The sequence below is a fragment of the Burkholderia sp. BCC0097 genome, from assembly GCF_902832985.1.
In the GTDB taxonomy this organism is placed as follows: domain Bacteria; phylum Pseudomonadota; class Gammaproteobacteria; order Burkholderiales; family Burkholderiaceae; genus Burkholderia; species Burkholderia orbicola.
In genome coordinates this window covers 144,277-161,315 of sequence record NZ_CADFDM010000014.1, presented here as the reverse complement: position 1 = coordinate 161,315, position 17,039 = coordinate 144,277, and the positions used below count along the sequence as shown (strand labels likewise).

Annotated in this window: 17 protein-coding genes and 1 pseudogene; 12 read left to right on the top strand and 6 right to left on the bottom strand. The window is 62.5% G+C overall.

Annotated features, from left to right (window positions below):
* Window positions 1-274 (top strand): annotated as a pseudogene (locus tag HWX07_RS34480) (hypothetical protein); the annotation flags it as partial.
* 684 nt (window positions 275-958) lie between these two features.
* Window positions 959-1,507: a DUF305 domain-containing protein gene (locus tag HWX07_RS34475; RefSeq protein WP_226112406.1), complete on the top strand. Its 549-nt coding sequence runs from the start codon at window positions 959-961 to the stop codon at window positions 1,505-1,507.
* A 141-nt stretch (window positions 1,508-1,648) separates the two neighbouring features.
* Here HWX07_RS34475 and HWX07_RS34470 read toward each other — a convergent pair whose 3' ends face one another.
* Window positions 1,649-1,897 carry a hypothetical protein gene (locus tag HWX07_RS34470; RefSeq protein ID WP_146125846.1) on the bottom strand — a complete coding sequence of 83 codons (249 nt, stop codon included), beginning with the start codon at window positions 1,895-1,897 and terminating at the stop codon, window positions 1,649-1,651.
* A complete protein-coding gene (locus HWX07_RS37095) occupies window positions 1,855-2,184 on the bottom strand; it encodes a four-helix bundle copper-binding protein (RefSeq protein ID WP_080289672.1) in 330 nt (109 codons plus the stop codon). Before HWX07_RS37095 ends, HWX07_RS34470 begins: the two co-directional genes overlap by 43 nt.
* 171 nt (window positions 2,185-2,355) lie before the next feature.
* On the opposite strand from HWX07_RS37095, the gene HWX07_RS34465 reads away from it, so the two are divergent.
* The 10 genes from HWX07_RS34465 to HWX07_RS34420 all read left to right on the top strand — a co-directional run bounded on the left by HWX07_RS34465 (window position 2,356) and on the right by HWX07_RS34420 (window position 13,779).
* Window positions 2,356-2,724, top strand: a complete 369-nt coding sequence (locus HWX07_RS34465; RefSeq protein ID WP_027810170.1) for a hypothetical protein — start codon at window positions 2,356-2,358, stop codon at window positions 2,722-2,724.
* Window positions 2,725-2,816: 92 nt separating this feature from the next.
* A complete protein-coding gene (locus tag HWX07_RS34460; protein ID WP_027810171.1) occupies window positions 2,817-4,109 on the top strand; it encodes a TolC family protein in 1,293 nt (430 codons plus the stop codon).
* An 11-nt stretch (window positions 4,110-4,120) separates the two neighbouring features.
* Window positions 4,121-5,656, top strand: a complete 1,536-nt coding sequence (locus HWX07_RS34455; protein ID WP_027810172.1) for an efflux RND transporter periplasmic adaptor subunit — start codon at window positions 4,121-4,123, stop codon at window positions 5,654-5,656.
* Window positions 5,653-8,859 carry an efflux RND transporter permease subunit gene (locus tag HWX07_RS34450; protein ID WP_027810173.1) on the top strand — a complete coding sequence of 1,069 codons (3,207 nt, stop codon included), beginning with the start codon at window positions 5,653-5,655 and terminating at the stop codon, window positions 8,857-8,859. The genes HWX07_RS34455 and HWX07_RS34450 overlap by 4 nt, the downstream gene beginning before the upstream one ends.
* Window positions 8,856-9,215 carry a copper-binding protein gene (locus HWX07_RS34445; protein ID WP_027810174.1) on the top strand — a complete coding sequence of 120 codons (360 nt, stop codon included), beginning with the start codon at window positions 8,856-8,858 and terminating at the stop codon, window positions 9,213-9,215. Before HWX07_RS34450 ends, HWX07_RS34445 begins: the two co-directional genes overlap by 4 nt.
* 62 nt (window positions 9,216-9,277) lie before the next feature.
* Complete coding sequence (dsbD, locus tag HWX07_RS34440; RefSeq protein ID WP_080353683.1) at window positions 9,278-10,984, top strand: protein-disulfide reductase DsbD; 1,707 nt, start codon at window positions 9,278-9,280, stop codon at window positions 10,982-10,984.
* Window positions 10,985-11,017: 33 nt separating this feature from the next.
* Window positions 11,018-11,440 (top strand): transposase, encoded by a 423-nt coding sequence (locus HWX07_RS37220; protein ID WP_027813735.1) that lies wholly within the window; start codon window positions 11,018-11,020, stop codon window positions 11,438-11,440.
* Complete coding sequence (gene tnpB, locus HWX07_RS34430) at window positions 11,428-11,781, top strand: IS66 family insertion sequence element accessory protein TnpB (RefSeq protein WP_205713959.1); 354 nt, start codon at window positions 11,428-11,430, stop codon at window positions 11,779-11,781. The genes HWX07_RS37220 and tnpB overlap by 13 nt, the downstream gene beginning before the upstream one ends.
* 39 nt (window positions 11,782-11,820) lie before the next feature.
* A complete protein-coding gene (locus HWX07_RS34425) occupies window positions 11,821-13,413 on the top strand; it encodes an IS66 family transposase (RefSeq protein WP_027813733.1) in 1,593 nt (530 codons plus the stop codon).
* A 153-nt stretch (window positions 13,414-13,566) separates the two neighbouring features.
* Entirely contained in the window at window positions 13,567-13,779 is a 213-nt protein-coding gene (locus tag HWX07_RS34420; RefSeq protein ID WP_223821135.1) for a hypothetical protein, read from the top strand.
* A gap of 193 nt (window positions 13,780-13,972) precedes the next feature.
* Here HWX07_RS34420 and HWX07_RS34415 read toward each other — a convergent pair whose 3' ends face one another.
* The 4 genes from HWX07_RS34415 to HWX07_RS37090 form a co-directional block, all read right to left on the bottom strand.
* Window positions 13,973-14,290: a P-II family nitrogen regulator gene (locus tag HWX07_RS34415; protein ID WP_027810168.1), complete on the bottom strand. Its 318-nt coding sequence runs from the start codon at window positions 14,288-14,290 to the stop codon at window positions 13,973-13,975.
* A gap of 26 nt (window positions 14,291-14,316) precedes the next feature.
* A complete protein-coding gene (locus HWX07_RS34410) occupies window positions 14,317-14,628 on the bottom strand; it encodes a high-potential iron-sulfur protein (protein ID WP_027810167.1) in 312 nt (103 codons plus the stop codon).
* Between the two features lie 54 nt (window positions 14,629-14,682).
* Window positions 14,683-16,329, bottom strand: coding sequence for a multicopper oxidase domain-containing protein (locus HWX07_RS34405; protein WP_027810166.1), 1,647 nt, complete (start codon window positions 16,327-16,329; stop codon window positions 14,683-14,685).
* An 80-nt stretch (window positions 16,330-16,409) separates the two neighbouring features.
* Entirely contained in the window at window positions 16,410-16,973 is a 564-nt protein-coding gene (locus HWX07_RS37090) for a PCYCGC domain-containing protein (RefSeq protein WP_223274497.1), read from the bottom strand.
* Window positions 16,974-17,039: the final 66 nt, after the last annotated feature.

The following is a 17,039-nucleotide window of genomic DNA, read 5'->3' as shown; positions in this document are numbered from 1 at the left end:
AGCCGGCGCCGCAGCGCGGGGCGGCTATTCGGTGCGCGGCGCGCGCGGACTCACGCAATGGGCGATCGCGCAGCTGCTCGCGGTGATGTCGGATCTCACTGAGTCCGAACGGCGCAAGCTGGCCAGTACGTCGATCTACGTGTCGCCGGAAGAGGCACGGATGCGGCGCGAGGCGGCGAAGTACCACGCCCGGCTGACGAGAAAAACCTCTGCTAGAGAGAACGATCAACTGGTGGGTTGGGGGATGCGCCGCCCAAACCCTAGCACAAAATAAAATTGTCGCCGTTTGCGAAGTAAAAAAATTTCACTTCGACGCCCGGGCCGCAATGAATGCAATTTTCATGAGACTTATTCGCCCGTTCGTTCAGATCATCGGTAACGTTTGCGTTTGCGGTGCTGCCGACGACGCGGACAGGTGGCGTTGGTAATAAATAAATCCACGACGAGCGAAACGGCTTGCGACAACTCGCAGTTATCCGAGCCCGTTTGATGACGCACACATGACGTTTACTTCATCTTAATGTCATTATTTGCGGGCCCGTAGCCGGTCCGTGGGCCACATCATGCGCTGGCAAATGACGCGACATGTTGTGCACAACTTAGAGAGTTAAGATTTTCGGTGCTCAGCATTTCCATCGGTATCCTCGGGCATATGTACTGCTCGGTATCGGCGGGCCATTATCACTGATACTAGCGAATCGTGCCCTGCGACTTCCGGTGATGGCCCTACTTCGACGGAGGCGATATGGAAAGCATTGCAAACTTGAAGGGTGAGCGACCGCGAGCGCGCTTGACGAGCCTTAGGAGAATTGTGCGACTCCCGCTACTGGGTCTGATGGTGGGAACATTCTTGGGCCCTACTATGGCGTTCGCGAGCGCGCCCGGTCGTGGAATTACAGCGGAATTTGAAGTCGCGCTAATGGAGCAGGTAATAGATCATCATTATTCTGCACTCAGAATGACCGAGCTCGCCGCAGGCACGGATACTCGGCGGAGTACCGAACTGTCTGCATATGAAGGGACATCGCCGACGCCGTCCTATCCGGCGACAAACGCGAAGGCCTCAATGGTAGAGATTAGGTCTAGTGCGCGGATGGAAAACCGTGGTCAGCGCGAACAGATCATTCAGCTTCAAAAGTTTCTGCGTGTCTGGTACGGAGTCAACTACCAGCCGAAGGTCCGTTCAGAACAACAAGCAGCAATTGCAATACTTGAGCATGCGCAACCAGGCAGAGCATTTGACCACGCGTACCTCGAGATATTCGCCCGGCACCATTATGAGCTTTTTGAACCGCTGAATGCTTGCATGACCGGTGTTGACCGGCGTCATGATGCTCTGATTCGGCTGTGTTCCGAAATGTGGCATGCACAGACATCGGCGGTCGACGAGATGCGTGAACTGCTGGAGCAGGATTTTGGGGTTGTCGATTATCAGCCGTTCAGCGATGCCCGACCGCTTCAGACCGAGCATGCGAGTCCTCGGGGACAACACAGTGGGGGCGACTGATCCGCCGGGTGGATAGACAATTTCCGTCTGAACTGCCCGAAGATGCCGCCGCACGCCGCATTATCGGGAGCGCAACGTGTGCGTGGGATCGAACGAATGAGCATGGCACCGCACATCCGTAATTGCGATCCGGGGTCAGCATTAGTGCGTACCGGAACCGGAGAGAACCACGCGATGTTCCTCGCCGATGGCCACCGTCCAATGGCCATTTATGCCCGACGTTGATACCGGTGATGAAACGATAAAAAGTACGCGATGGCGCGGGAGCAAAGGACAGCAGACGATCAATTTACCGACGGCTTTCGCGCCGACGCGGAAGCCGTCGTCCTTCATTTTGTGGTCCGAGTCTATTGTGCCATCGAGCGGCACTCTTGGGTACATCTTCGACATGCGAGTGCGCATTCCTTGCAATGTTCGTGAGGGTGCTTCTCGCACTCGGCCGCGCAAGCTTCGCAGATATTTGCACAGCTCGAACATAGCGCCTTTGTTTGCCCGCTTCCGCGCGCCATCGCGCCCGACGCGAGTCGGCAGAAGGCCGCGCAATCGAGGTCTAGTTTGATGCAATCCGCGAGTTGCGCAACTTCACTCTCATTGAGGCATGCAGTTGCACAGTGATAGCATGCGGCTGCGCAATCATCGCAGGCGGAGATGCCGGACTGATACTGTTGGTGTGCCATTTGATTCTCCTTGACTGGGCTGCCCGGATCGGGCCGGGCGCATCGCGCAAGCGCCGTACCCAAATCCAAGACGAACGCGTGACCGTGCACGTGTTGACTGCATGTTTAAGGGCGGAAACATAAGTACAATTCCGATGCAAGCGCCGGTACGGGCGGACTATAATGCGCGTTATGAAATTGCTCCGGACCTTCATCCTCTTGCTGCTTTGCGCGATGCTGCCCATTAGCGGGCTGGCAGCGAGTGGCTTGACGGGCGACTGTCCGATGCAGCAAACCATGTCCATGAACACGGACTCGAGCATGTCAGCCGATATGCCCGGCTGCGACTTGATGAAGTCGGCATCCGCCGGCCACGCCAAAATGAAGGGCGTCTTCTGTAAAGTGACCGCCCAGTGCCAGTTCGGCAGCCTTTACCACCCAACGGTGCAGGTCAGTGTCAGTCGGCCGGCTGCGCTCGTCAGCCCGGTCATTTTCCACTACGCCGACTCCCTCCCGAGCCGTGACCCGAACGGGTTGTGGCGACCTCCGCGTCTCGTCTGATCCCACGCTGACAGGTTCACCGCGTATGCGGTGAGGTTCGTCCTTTGCCAGGACGTGGAATCCCTATGGGATTCCGTCGTTGGGGTTAGAACATGCCATTCATTTTCGGCACGCCGCGGGGTCGGCGAGCTTCGATGCGCGCGCATTCTCTTGTTGCCGCGCTACTGCTTGCGGGCGTCGTTCACGCCGAGCAAGCACCTTTCACGCTCGACGCCGCGCTGCAATCGGCGACCGACCATTCCGCATCGATGCAGGCGGCGCAGGCGTCCGTTCGCGCCAGCTCCGAGGCGGCCGTCAAGGCCGGCCAGTTGCCCGACCCGATGCTCTCGGCCGGTGTCGACAACTTGCCGATCAATGGCGCGCAGCGCTTCACGATCGGCCAGGACTTCATGACGATGCGCCGCATTGGCATCCAGCAGGAGTGGGTGTCGGGCAAGAAGCGGCAACTGCGTTCAGCGCTGGCCGATGAAATGGTCGGTCGCGAGCGAGCCGGTTATCTGATGCAACTCGCGACGGTCCGTCAGCAAACCGCGACGGCGTGGCTGAACGCCGTCTACGCCAAGCAGGCGGTCGCGCTTCAACAGGCTTTGCTTGACCACATGACGCACGAACTGGCAGCCACGAAAGCGTCCTACCGTGGAGCGAAGGCGAGCGCTGCCGACGTCGTTCAGGCGCAAGCGATGCTGGCGCAAACCCAGGATCAGGTTCTCAAGGCGCAGCAGACCTACCAGACGGCGCTGATCGGCCTGTCGCGCTGGACTGCCGTACCGGTGTCAGACGTGACGGGGGAGCCGCCGGCGCCCGAATCGTTCGTCTCCGCGCTGCCGCCGGACGAACTGCGCATTGCGCACCCGACACTCGTGGCGGCATCCGACGACGTGGCGGTGGCCGAGGCGGATACCGCGGTGGCCAGCAGCGAGCGCAGCCCGAACTGGACGTGGCAAATCGCCTATCAGCAACGTGGCGGGGCCTATTCGAACATGGTGTCGATCGGGGTCACGATTCCGCTGCCGCTCAATCGGAAGAATCTTCAGGACCGTGATCTCGCGCAGAAGACCGAACTTGCGACGAAGGCGCGGCTGACCTACGAGGACACGCTGCGCCAGGTGCAGGCGGACATCCGCACGCAGTCCGCGACGCTGGCAAGCGGGCGCGAGCGCATCGCCAACCTGAGCCAGTCGCTGCTGCCGGCCGCCGATCAGCGCGTGCAGCTTGCCAACGCGGCTTATCGCGCCGGAAGCGGCTCGCTCGCGGATACGTTCGCGGCCCGACGCGCCCAACTGGAAGCGCAACTGCAAGTGCTCGACCTCAAGCGCGAGGTATCGCAAACCTGGGCACAACTCGAATATCAGGTCGTGCCATCGACGATGGCCGCCGCACAGTGAAGGAGAACAACATGACGAAGACCACGCTCGTGCGCGCAGTGTTGATGCTGTTTGCCGGGGCGGCCCTGCTCGGCGCCGGCTACTTTGCGGGTACTCGACACGCAGGCGACGGCTTTCCGACCAGCGCTGCCGCGCCATCGATGTCCGCGGCGGGCGACAAGATCGACCCGAAAACCGGCCGAAAAGTACTGTACTGGCACGATCCGATGGTGCCGAACCAGCACTTCGACAAGCCGGGCAAATCGCCCTTCATGAACATGCAGCTCGAACCCGTCTTCGCGGACGAAGGTGGCGGATCGAGCGGCATCAAGATTGACCCGGGCTTGCAGCAGAATCTCGGCATACGCTACGCGACCGTCCGTCGCCAGGATACGGCCGGTGGCTTCGATGCGGTTGGCACGACGCAGTTTGACGAGTCGAGAGCGGACGTCATTCAGTCGCGTGTCACCGGCTACATCGATCACCTGTATGCCAGCGCGCCGATGCAACGCGTCGCGAAGGGCGCGCCGATCGCGTCGCTATTCGTGCCGGATTGGCTCGCGCCGCAGGAGGAATATCTCGCTCTCAAGCGCGGCGGGATGGATCATAGTCTGCTCGATGCATCACGTGCGCGCATGCGCGCGCTGTCGATTCCCGACGGCATGATCGCGGCGCTCGACCGTACCGGCAAGGCGCAAACGCACCTCACGCTGGCATCGCCGGAAGCGGGTGTCGTCAGCGAACTGAACGTGCGCGACGGTGCGATGGTCGCGCCGGGGCAGACGCTCGCGAAGATTTCGGGCCTCTCGAAGCTCTGGCTGATCGTCGAGATTCCGGAAGCGCTCGCGCTCGATGCGCGTCCGGGCATGACCGTCGACGCGACGTTCTCGGGCGATCCGACGCAGCATTTCACCGGGCGTATCCGCGAGATCCTGCCGGGCATCACCACCAGTAGCCGCACGCTTCAGGCGCGCCTTGAAATCGACAACAGTGCGCTCAAGCTGACGCCCGGCATGCTGATGCGCGTGCGCGTCGGCGGCCAGAAGGCCGTGTCGCGGTTGCTCGTGCCGTCCGAAGCGGTCATCACGACCGGCAAGCGTTCGATCGTCATCGTCAAAAACAGCGACGGCCGTCTGCAGCCCGCGTCGGTGACGGTCGGCAACGACGTCGGCAACGAAACCGAAGTGCTGAGCGGCCTGAACGACGGCGACACCGTCGTCGCGTCCGGTCAGTTCCTGATCGATTCGGAAGCCAGCCTGAAGTCCGTGCTGCCGCGGCTGGAGGGCGGGAAGGGTGCCGGTGCGGCGACAGCGGCGTCCGCGCCGGCAGCCGCTTCACCAACCTACGAGACCACCGGCAGGGTCGAAAAGGTGACTGCGGCCGACATGACGTTCTCGCATCAGCCGGTTCCCGCGCTTGGTTGGGGCGCGATGACGATGACGTTCAACAAGCCGGCGTCGAACGCCTTTCCGGACGTGAAGGTTGGCCAGGCCGTGCACTTCGCCTTCAAGCAGACGGATGACGGCTACCAACTGACGAAGGTTGAGCCGGCCGGAGGCGTCCAATGATCGCGCATCTCATACGGTGGTCCATTCGCAACCGGTTCATGGTGCTGCTCGTGACCATCCTCGTCGCGGCGTGGGGTGTCTACTCGCTCAAGGAGACGCCGCTCGATGCGCTGCCCGACCTGTCGGACACGCAGGTCATCATCAAGGCGTCGTATCCAGGCAAGGCACCGCAGGTGATCGAGGATCAGGTGACCTATCCGTTGACGACCACGCTGCTCGGCGTGCCCGGCGCCAAGACCATCCGCGCGTATTCGTCATTCGGGGATGCGTTCGTCTACGTGCTGTTCGATGACAAGACCGATCAGTATTGGGCGCGCTCGCGCGTGCTGGAATACTTAAATCAGGTGCAAAGCCGCCTTCCGCAGGGTGCGACGGTGTCGCTCGGCCCAGATGCGACCGGTGTCGGTTGGGTGTACGAGTACGCGCTCGTCGACAAGACCGGACAGCACGATCTCGGGCAACTGCGCGCGCTGAACGACTGGTTCCTGAAGTTCGAGCTGAAGGCCGTGCCGGACGTGTCTGAGGTCGCCAGCATCGGCGGGATGGTGCGCCAGTACCAGGTCGTGCTCGATCCGGACAAGCTGCGCGCGTACGGCATCACGCAGTCGATGGTGGCCGACGCGCTCGGCAAGGCCAATCAGGCGTCGGGCGGCTCGGTCGTCGAACTCGCCGAGTCGGAATACATGGTGCGCTCGTCCGGCTATCTGCGCTCGCTCGACGACTTCCGCCACGTCGTGCTGCGCACGAACGAAGCGGGTACCCCGGTACTGCTCGGCGACGTCGCGCGCATCCAGATCGGCCCGGAGATGCGCCGCGGCATCGCCGAATTGAACGGCGAGGGCGAGGTCGCGGGCGGGGTCATCGTGATGCGCTCCGGCAAGAACGCCCTGACGACCATCGACGCGGTCAAAGCGAAGCTCGCCGAGCTGAAGCGCTCGCTGCCGCCCGGCGTCGAAGTCGTCACGACGTACGACCGCTCGCAACTCATCGAACGCGCGGTGGACAACCTGAAGGACAAGCTGATCGAGGAATTCATCGTCGTCGGGTTGGTATGCGCAGTGTTCCTGTTCCACCTGCGCAGCGCATTCGTCGCAATCCTGTCGCTGCCGCTCGGTGTGTTGGCCGCATTCATCGTGATGCGCTACCAAGGCGTGAACGCGAACCTGATGTCGCTGGGCGGTATCGCGATCGCGATCGGCGCGATGATCGACGCGGCGATCGTGATGATCGAGAACGCGCACAAGCATCTTGAGGCCTACGAACATGCCCATCCTCGCGTGCCGATAAACGCAGCGCAGCGCTGGGAACTGATTGCCGCGTCCGCGGCGGAAGTCGGGCCGGCGCTGTTCTTCTCGCTGCTGATCATCACGCTGTCGTTCATCCCGGTCTTCTCGCTCGAAGGGCAGGAGGGCAAGCTGTTCTCGCCGCTGGCGTTCACGAAGACCTATACGATTGCGGCCGCAGCCGGGCTGTCGGTCACGCTGGTGCCGGTGCTCATGGGCTACCTGATCCGCGGCCGCATTCCGCATGAGAACGCGAACCCGATCAACCGCGTGCTGATCCGGCTGTACCGGCCACTGCTCGAAGCGACTCTGCGTCGCCCATGGTTGACGATCGGTTTTGCCGTCGTCGCACTGGCCCTGACGGCGATTCCGGTGTCGCGACTAGGGGGCGAGTTCCTGCCGCCGCTCGATGAGGGCGACTTGCTGTACATGCCGACCGCGCTGCCGGGCATTTCGGCTCAAAAGGCGTCCGAACTACTGCAGCAGACCGACCGGCTCATCAAGACAGTGCCGGAGGTCGCGACCGTGTTCGGTAAGTCCGGCCGCGCCGACACGGCCACGGACCCGGCGCCGCTCGAGATGTTCGAGACGACGATCCAGTTCAAGCCTCGCAGTCAATGGCGGCCCGGCATGACACCCGAGAAGCTGGTCGACGAGCTGGACCGGACCGTCAAGGTGCCGGGCCTGTCGAACGTATGGGTGCCGCCGATCCGCAACCGGCTCGACATGCTGTCCACCGGCATCAAGACACCCGTCGGGGTCAAGATTTCCGGACCTGACCTGACGCAGATCGACACGATCGCGACGCAGGTCGAAGCTGCGGTGAAGCACGTGCCGGGCGTGACGTCCGCGCTGGCGGAGCGTCTGAACGGTGGACGGTACATCGACGTCGACATCGATCGGCTTGCGGCCGCGCGATACGGCCTATCCGTCATGGACATCCAGTCCGTCGTGTCGTCGGCTGTGGGGGGAGAGAACGTTGGCGAGGTAATTGCCGGGCGCGAACGCTTCCCGATCAATATCCGTTATCCGCGCGAAGTCCGCGATTCGCTCGAGAAGCTGCGGCAGTTGCCGATCGTCACGGATCGGGGCGCGCAAATCCAGCTCGGCGACGTCGCGCATGTCACGATCGCCGACGGGCCGCCGATGATCCGCAGCGAGAACGCACGGCTGTCCGGCTATGTGTACGTCGACATCCGCAATACGGACCTCGAATCGGCCGTGCAGGCGATGCAGAAGGCCGTCGCGCAGCAGGTGAAGCTGCCGCCCGGCTATTCGATCGCATGGTCCGGACAGTTCGAGTACCTGGAGCGGGCGGCGGCGAAGTTGCGCACCGTCATTCCGGTCACGCTCGTCGTGATCTTCGTGCTGCTGTTCCTGACGTTCAATTCGGCGGCCGACGCATTGCTGCTGATGTCGACCGTGCCGTTCGCACTGGTGGGCGGCCTCTGGTTCATCTGGGGCCTGGGCCACGCGGTGTCGGTCGCCACCTCGGTCGGCTTCATCGCGCTGGCGGGCGTCGCGGCAGAGTTCGGCGTCGTGATGCTGCTGTACCTGAAGGGTGCGTTGAACGGTCGGCTCGAAGCCGGCGCGCCATTCACGGAGGCCGTGCTGGCCGACGCGATTCGTGAAGGGGCGGTGCTGCGCGTACGACCCAAGGCGATGACTGTTGCCGTCGTGCTGTCCGGCCTTGTGCCGATCATGATCGGGCACGGCGCCGGTTCTGAAGTCATGCAGCGTATCGCTGCGCCGATGGTGGGCGGTATGGTCACCGCGCCGCTGCTGTCGATGTTCGTCATTCCGGCAGCCTGGTTCCTGTTGCAGCGTCGTCGTGCGCGCAAGGTGGACCAGGCGGGAATTCACCAAGCAGTTCCTTCCGGCACGAAGGTGCCTTCAATCCAATCTGGAGAAGCTCAATGAAGAAATTTGTCATTACTGCCGCTGCAGTTTGTGCAATGGGCGCGTTCGCATCGTCGGCATTCGCCGGCGACGACATGTCCGGCAAGGGGATGTCGATGAAACCGTCCGCATCGAAGAAAGCCTCGGAGTCGGCACTGACCGATGCGGAGGTGATGAAGGTCGATGCCGCAACCGGCATGGTCACGCTCAAGCATGGCGAATTCGCCAATATCGGCATGGCCGCGATGACGATGGCGTACAAGGCCAAGGACGCCGCGATGGTCAAGCAGGCTCACCAGGGTGACAAGGTCAAGGTGCGCGTCGAGGATGTCGGCGGCACCCTGACCATCGTGAAAATGGTGAAGCAATCGTCTTGATGGGGTAAAGCCGTGCCTGCGGGCCGGCCATCGATGGCCGGTCCCGCATGCGGCGTCTCTGAATGGAGGCGGCAGTGCACACATGGCATTCCACGGCGAGGGCGTTCGGTGGACGCTGGGCGCATGCGCTCGTGCTGCGCATCGCGCTTGGCGTGCTGTTGATGCTGGCATCGTTCGCCGCCCACGCGCTCGGCGAGGCCGATCTTCTACCGCCTGAGAGTGCCTTTCCTCTGAAGGTGTCGCTCGGCGGGCCGCAGCAAGTCGATCTCGACTTCGATACCCATCCGGGATACTACCTTTATCGAGACCGCTTCAGCTTCGCGGCGGACGGTGTGCCGGTCAAGCCCGACGCGCTGCCGCCGGGCGAGGTCAAGAAGGATCCGACGTTTGGCATGGTCACGGTATACCACCGGCCGCTACATCTTCGCATTACGCTGCCTCGTGCCGTCGCAGCAGGCAGTGTCACGTTGTCGGTCACCTCGCAAGGATGTGCGGACGCGGGCGTCTGCTATCCGCCATTGATGCGCACCTTCCGGATTGCCACAGATGGAACGGTGACGCGTGTGGCCACCGGCGATGATGCCGGGGCGGCTGCTGCTCAGACCGGCGGCTCGAGAAGTCATTCGACACTCTCGGTGTTCGGAATCCATCTGCGTCCGGCAAACGGAATCAGCCTGCCCGAAATCGCCGGTTTTCTGCTTGGCGGTCTGCTGATGGCGGCCACGGTCTGCATGTATCCGCTGATTCCGATCGTTGCAGCCGTTATCGGCGCGGGCGCGCGACCGGCTTCGCTGTGGCGCGGCTTCAGACTATCGTTCGTCTACGTGCAGGGACTCGCGCTCACCTACGCCGGTGCCGGCACCGTCGCGGCGCTCGCGGGTATGCCGCTCGTCGCATTGACGCAGCGGAGCTGGGTGCTGGCCGCGTTCGGTGCGCTGATGGTCGTATTTGCGCTCGGCATGTTCGGCGTGTTCCGGCTGCAGATGCCCGTCAACTGGCAGACCCGCTTCGCGAACTGGAGCCGCCGGCTGCCGGGCGGGCGCGCGGGCCCCGTGTTCGTGATGGGCATGCTGTCCGCGCTGATCGTCGGTCCGTGCTCCACGCCGGTGCTCGCGGGTGCGCTGCTCTATATCGCGAACAGTCGCGACCTGATCGGTGGTGCGGCGGCGCTTTACGCAATGGCGATCGGCATGGGGCTGCCGTTGCTCGCGTTCGGCACGTTTGGCTCGCACGTATTGCCGAAAGCCGGCCGTTGGATGATCCCCGTGCAGCATACGCTTGGATTCATGCTGTTGGCCGCGGCGCTCTGGTTTGTCTATTCGCTGTTGCCTGATTGGCTGTTGATGATGGTGCTCGCGATGCTGTTCGCGAGCGCGGGCATGACGCTGCGGGGGATCGATCCGTTGCCGCCGAACGCGCACGGCATCCAGCGGATCGGTAAGGCTCTCGGTGTGTTGCTGTTGGTAGTGGGCGTCGCAGAGCTAGTCGGCGTCGCATCAGGCCACTTCGATGCGTTACGGCCACTGGGCGGCTTCATGCAGATGTCTGTTCCAGCGAGCAGGCCAACCCAGGCGAGCGCGCGCTTCGAATCGATACGCTCGAATGCCGAACTGGACCGCGCGCTCGCGGACGCGCGCGGTCGGCCCATGATGATCGATTTCTATGCCGACTGGTGCATCACGTGCAAAGAGCTCGAACGCTTCACGTTCAGTGATTCGGTAAGCGACTCGGCCCGACCGTTTCCCGATGCTGATTTTGCTGGCGCATGATAGTCGCGTTTAGATTGACGGAGACGGTCAGCTATGCCGAATGCAGCGCGCCCGGCCCATCGCACGTATGCGCGGGCATTCAAACAGCAAGTGATCAGGGAAACGTTGGAACCAGGCATGTCGGTGTCGATCGTCGCGCGGCGGCACGACATCAACGCCAACGTCGTGTTCGGGTGGCGCAAGCAATATCGGGAAGGCAAGCTGGAACTGCCGGGACTCGAAGCTGCGCCGTCGGCCATGACAGGCACGGAGTTGCTGAGCGTTGACGTGATCGATTCGGTGTTGATGCTGCCAGCGCCGCAGCCTACGGGAAACGCGACGTCGAAGGTGACAAGCGGCGTACCGATGCCGACGCCCGTGTGCGAGATCGAGGTGGAGATCGGCAAGCGGCGCGTGAAGATTCGCGGCCTGTCTGCTGAGCGGGCCGAAGCGTTCCTGCAGGAATGCCTGAAGTGATCACATTGCCGGCCGGCACCCGCATCTGGCTTGCTGCGGGCGTCACGGACATGCGCTGCGGCTTCCAGGGGCTTGCCACGAAGGTACAGGCGACGCTCGAGGAGAATCCGTTGTGCGGCCATGTGTTCATCTTCCGCGGACGTCGAGGCGATCTCGTGAAGCTGCTTTGGGCCACCGACGACGGGCTCTGGCTGCTGTCGAAGCGATTGGAACGCGGCCGCTTCATCTGGCCGCAAGCCGATGGCGGCAAGATCTCGCTCACGGTCGCGCAGTTGTCGATGCTTCTCGAAGGCATCGATTGGCGGCAGCCCCGCCGTACGGCACCTCTGTCGATGCTGTAGGTGTTGTAAACCGCTCGGGAGGCTCGTAAACTCCGGCGCATGCCGAATCTCGACGATCTGCCCGACGATGTCGCTGCACTGAAGGCCATGCTGGCTGAGGCTCGCGCGTCGGCCATCGAACGGGAACTCGAGATCGAACAGCTGCGCCGCGACATCGCCGCAAGCGATCTCGAGATCACACGGTTGAAGCTCCTGATCGACAAGCTCAAGCGAATGCACTTCGGCCGCAAGTCGGAACAACTTGCCCGAGAGATCGAGAAGCTTGAGCTCCGGCTTGAGGATTTGGCCGCAGGCAGCGGTGTCGCCGACGTTCAGCACACAAAGGTCCGACGAGAAAGGTCCACGACTAGCAGCGATCCGGCCGTACGTGAGCCGCTGCCACCGCACCTTACGCGAGAAGATCGCGTGCTCAAACCGGATTCGATCTGCCCCAAGTGTGAAGGTGCTATGCAGTGCCTCGGCGAGGACGTCTCGGAACAGCTCGCCCGTGTTGCGGCGATGTTCAAGGTGATCCGCACGATCCGGCACAAGACGGTCTGTCCGGCCTGCGGCCACATCGCGCAGCCACCGATGCCGGGACTGCCGATCGAGCGCAGTATCGCGCATCCGAGCTTGCTTGCCGACATTCTGGTGTCGAAGTACGCAGATCATGCGCCGCTGTACCGACAATCGGAAATTGCGGCGCGCGACGGGGTGACGCTTGACCGCGCCAGCATGGGTCGCTGGGTCGGACAGTGTGAGGCGCTCTGCCGCCCGCTGACCGACGCGCTGCGCCGGTATACGATGGCGGGCACGAAGTTGCACGCGGACGACACGCCGATCCCCGTGCTCGCGCCAGGCAACAAGAAGACGAAGACCGGGCGACTCTGGGTGTACGTGCGCGACGACAGCCGTTCGGGCTCGACGGAGCCGGCTGCGGTGTGGTTCGCGTACTCGTGCGATCGCAAAGGCATCCATCCTCAGACGCATCTCGCCGGATTCGAAGGCATCCTGCAAGCCGATGCCTACGGCGGCTTCGACGAGTTGTACGTAAGTGGCAAGATCCGCGAGGCTGCTTGTTGGGACCACGCGCGGAGAAAGTACTACGAGATCCACGCGAGCACACCGACGGACGAGACCCAGAAACTGCTCGAGATGATCGGCGAGTTCTACGGCATTGAAACCGACATCCGCGGCAAGCCGCCCGATGAACGGCAGCGCGTGCGGCGTGAGAAAAGCAAGCCGCTGCTGGACGCCTTCGAAACGAGAATCCGGGCCAAGCTCGCGACGCTGTCGCGCAAGTCGGAGCTGGCCGGCGCGATCCAGTACTCGCTGAATCACTGGACTGCGCTGACGCTGTTCTGCGAGGATGGGCAAGCCGAGATCAGCAACGCGTTGGCAGAAAACGCCCTGCGTTGCGTGAGCCTCGGGAGAAAGAACTTCCTGTTCGCTGGTTCCGACAGCGGGGGTGAGCGGGCCGCCGCGATGTACAGCTTGATTGGTGCGTGCAAACTCAATGGCATCAACCCGCGCGCCTATCTGGAATACGTCTTGACCCACATCGCTGATCACGTCATCACCCGCGTCGACGAACTGCTGCCTTGGAATGTGGTCGACAAGCTGACGTCGGTCAGCTCGCATGGCACTGCCTGACTGCTTCATAGATCCAGATAGATCGTGCCCATGATCCACGATCGTGGGCACGATCTCACGTGATCCTCACGGAACTCCCCAAGCTCTCACATCATGCCCCATGCGCGCGCGAATATGGAACTGGTCGCGCCGAGCCGCTTACGTGATTCGCGCGTGATCGACGAATTCATGCACTGGACGCTGCTACGTATCGACGTGACGCGCAACACCGCGGAAGACACTGCGATGCTGCGGCGCTTCGGATTGTTCGGGCCGCCGGCACTGATTTTCTACGGCAAGGAAGGCCGGCTGGCGCCCGACGCGCAACTGGTTGGATTCGTCAGCGCCGATACGTTTCTCGCGCATCTGCGACGATGGAACCGATGAGCCGCTCCAGGCGCTGACCGGCGCCCGTGTCGCAACCGGCGTCCCGTCGGCACGATTTTCACCGCCGTGAGGGCGCGGCGTCGAGATCCGAAGCCGGAGTTTCACGGCCGACGAGACGACGTGCTGCGCATGGTCGCGGATAACGTCCTGATGTCGCGGTAAAAATCGACCATGGTTTGCAACCTCTTTCTGGTCAAGGAACCACCGGTTTCATCGTATGGATGCTGTAGAAACCGGTGACCGGGATGACCGCAACGACACCGTCGCCGGGCGCGCCGACGTGCGTCACTCGCATGATGGCCTCGATGAGCGCGTCGGCGTCCGATGCTCGCGTGAAGATCTCGATTTTCAGGTGTTCGGTTTCCCAATGTTTGGCATAGGGATTCAGGTGTGCGCCGAAGCCCTTTACTTTAGTGATCGTGACGCCGTGTGTATCAATCGAGTGGATCTCTTTCTCGATCGCATCGAGCGTTTCTGGTCGAACGATCGCGACAACGCATTGTGTTTCCATGGTCTGCTCCCGGTGGTTTTGAGCGATCAGGCTCGCTTCATGTAGGCGCTACACCAGCCTTTCGCGCTGACCCGCTTGCCGCCAAACACCGTGCACGGTGCCGCGGTGTCGCCGGTCTTGCCCTGAAAGAACTGGCAGCTCGCACACGCTTGTCCAGCCTGAAACTTTGGAAATTTCGTCCTGTCGACCTTGCTCGCGTCCGTCTTGTAGCCGAGCGCGACGGCATTCGCGTCGCTTTCCTGCACGACGCCGGCATCCGCCTGCGCGTGCCGGCCGAACGTCGCCACCGAGGCAAGTCCGGCGGCGACCGAAATGAATGTGCGGCGGGTGATCCTCACGATTGACCTCCTATGGCGTTGCTTTGAGCCGAGCCCTGCAGGCGAAGCGTTCCGCTATCGCTCGACCAGATAGTTGCGCATCAATCCCGAGTCCTCGTGCTCGAGCATGTGGCAGTGGTACAGGTACATGCCAGTGCGTTCTCCGAAATAAACAAGCAGACGCACGCGTTCGCCGGGCATCATGAACACGGTGTCCTTCCATCCGTCATCGACATAGCCATCCGACAGCGTGTGGCGCGCGCCGGCGAACTCCGCATCGACCACGCGGTCGAGCACGCGGAACTGCACGCCGTGCACGTGCATCGCGTGCGCCATCAGCATCATCGATTCGTCGTTGCGGAATTCCCAAATTTCGGTCGTGCCGGCCTTGACGGTTTCCGCCGGCGCTACGCCGTCCATCTCGAATCGTCGGCCGTCGATGCCCCACGTCATCATGCCCATCGTGATGCCGAACGCGCGCGGCTGCATGAAGTTGATCGCGTCACGCGGGTGAGCGACGGGAACTCGCGCCAGCGTAGCGGGCAAGCCGTCGTTCGTGTGTTCGCGGCGAACAACCTTGACGGTCAGGACCGGAAAGCGTGCACCCAGCGGCAGCCGGGTACGCGTCATCATTCCCCCCATGGCGACGTCGCCGGAGAACGTTTGGCTCTGCAGCGTCAGGACAGTGCCGATCGGCTTGCCGCTGAAATCCACCCAGAGGTCAAGCCGTTCGGCCGGTGCCAGGGTCACATAGGACCGCCGCAGCGGGCGGTCGAGCAGGCCGCCATCGGTTCCAATGACGGTCAGCGGAGAACCGTCGTGCCAAGCGAGTTTGTAGATGCGGCTATTCGATGCGTTCAGGAAACGCAACCGGTAGGCCCGTGTGGCGACCGGTAGCACGTAGTCGGGCCGGCCGTTGACGAGAATCCGGTCGCCGAGGAAACCCATCATCTGCACCATCATGTCGGCCATGCCGCCTTGCCCGCCGTTCATCATGCCGCGGCCCATCATTCCACCGCCCATCATGCCCCGGTTGCCCATCATCCCGCGACCACCCATCATTCCACCGGATTGCTGCGACAGATAGACAAGCTGGTTGTCGTCGTCAAATGTGCGGTCCTGAATCATCAACGGCACGTCGTAGCTGCCGCGGGGCAGGGGAAGGGCGGCATCTTCCTCGTCATCGACGATCAGAAGGCCCGCCTGGCCGTGATAGATCTGCGCACCGGTGCGGCCATCCGGATGTGCGTGAAACCAGTACGTCCCTGCGCGATTCAGGACGTCGAATTCGTACACGTAGCGCTGTTTCGTGGCGATCGCATCGCGCGGGTGCCCGTCCATCGATGCGGGCACGAGCAAGCCGTGCCAGTGGACAATCGTTGGTTCAGGCAGGTCATTGACGAATTCGATTCGCACTTTCTGTGTCCGGCGTACGTGCACAACTGGCGCGTAGCCGTCGGAGACGAACCACAAGGCGTGTGGATCGCCGTGCGTGACTTTTCCGTCATAACGCCATACGCCTGTTGCGGGGCCGCGCAACAGGTTCAGCCGATCCGGCCGCGCATGCAGTTCGATCGACACATCGGGGATGAAAGGCGTGCCGGCGGCACGCGCATTCGGCTGTAGAAGCGTCGCAAGCGGCCGGGGGCCGACGGCAATCACAGTGGATGCGAGCGACGCTCGCAATAGCGTACGGCGCGTGATGCGGTCGATCGTCGTCATCGTTCATCTCCGTGACAGGATGCGTGCATCAATGTACGGGTCGCGCAGGCATGTCGTGGGCCGCGCGCGAGGCATTCCGACTATCCCTTTGGTGCCCATTTCGCATCGACCGCCGCTTGGATGCGTCCCGCGTCGGTGATCCCTTTGCGCTTCATGTCGAACGCAATCTCCGCCGTGCCGCGGCAAACCGGGCAGGAAACGGCCATCTTGTCCTCGAAGCACTGGAGGTTCGAGCGATGTTCGCCGGTGTTTTCGCAACCGCACCAGCAATACAGTTGATTGAGGGTCGCGGGGATTTGCGTGGCCACCCAATACGCATGGCGCGTTTCGGGATCCGCGAATTGCTCGGGCGCGAGCACGCGTGACGCGTCGTGGCGCCCGCTCGGGACAATGCGCAATCCGTTGGGCCTTAACATGCCGACACGCCAGTTGGATTCACGCGTTGCCGAAGTCGAAGCCGGCGCACTGGCTCGAACACCCGGGCGTCTCGACGTAACGACCTCGAAGAGTATCGATGATGCGCCTGCCGCCAGGAAGGTCGGCACGACCCAGAACAGGATGCGCCGACGATTGCGGTCAATGCGGCTTGTCGCGCTGCGGCGAGACTGCGTTGGTGGTGTTCGATCAGGTTGATTGCGTTTCATATCGCGTATCTGCTGCAACGGGTTGCCATGCTGGGGCGACGGGCATCGACACCGCAACCATTGAAT

Coding starts and splice junctions, on each gene's coding strand:
- tnpB (WP_205713959.1), top strand. CDS start 11,428: ATGCCTGAAGTGATCACATTGCCGGCCGGCACCCGCATCTGGCTTGCT.
- HWX07_RS37220 (WP_027813735.1), top strand. CDS start 11,018: ATGCCGAATGCAGCGCGCCCGGCCCATCGCACGTATGCGCGGGCATTC.
- HWX07_RS37095 (WP_080289672.1), bottom strand. CDS start 2,184: ATGGCACACCAACAGTATCAGTCCGGCATCTCCGCCTGCGATGATTGC.
- HWX07_RS34450 (WP_027810173.1), top strand. CDS start 5,653: ATGATCGCGCATCTCATACGGTGGTCCATTCGCAACCGGTTCATGGTG.
- dsbD (WP_080353683.1), top strand. CDS start 9,278: ATGGAGGCGGCAGTGCACACATGGCATTCCACGGCGAGGGCGTTCGGT.
- HWX07_RS34425 (WP_027813733.1), top strand. CDS start 11,821: ATGCCGAATCTCGACGATCTGCCCGACGATGTCGCTGCACTGAAGGCC.
- HWX07_RS34415 (WP_027810168.1), bottom strand. CDS start 14,290: ATGGAAACACAATGCGTTGTCGCGATCGTTCGACCAGAAACGCTCGAT.
- HWX07_RS34405 (WP_027810166.1), bottom strand. CDS start 16,329: ATGACGACGATCGACCGCATCACGCGCCGTACGCTATTGCGAGCGTCG.
- HWX07_RS34465 (WP_027810170.1), top strand. CDS start 2,356: ATGAAATTGCTCCGGACCTTCATCCTCTTGCTGCTTTGCGCGATGCTG.
- HWX07_RS34460 (WP_027810171.1), top strand. CDS start 2,817: ATGCCATTCATTTTCGGCACGCCGCGGGGTCGGCGAGCTTCGATGCGC.
- HWX07_RS34445 (WP_027810174.1), top strand. CDS start 8,856: ATGAAGAAATTTGTCATTACTGCCGCTGCAGTTTGTGCAATGGGCGCG.
- HWX07_RS34475 (WP_226112406.1), top strand. CDS start 959: ATGACCGAGCTCGCCGCAGGCACGGATACTCGGCGGAGTACCGAACTG.
- HWX07_RS37090 (WP_223274497.1), bottom strand. CDS start 16,973: ATGAAACGCAATCAACCTGATCGAACACCACCAACGCAGTCTCGCCGC.
- HWX07_RS34455 (WP_027810172.1), top strand. CDS start 4,121: ATGACGAAGACCACGCTCGTGCGCGCAGTGTTGATGCTGTTTGCCGGG.
- HWX07_RS34470 (WP_146125846.1), bottom strand. CDS start 1,897: ATGTCGAAGATGTACCCAAGAGTGCCGCTCGATGGCACAATAGACTCG.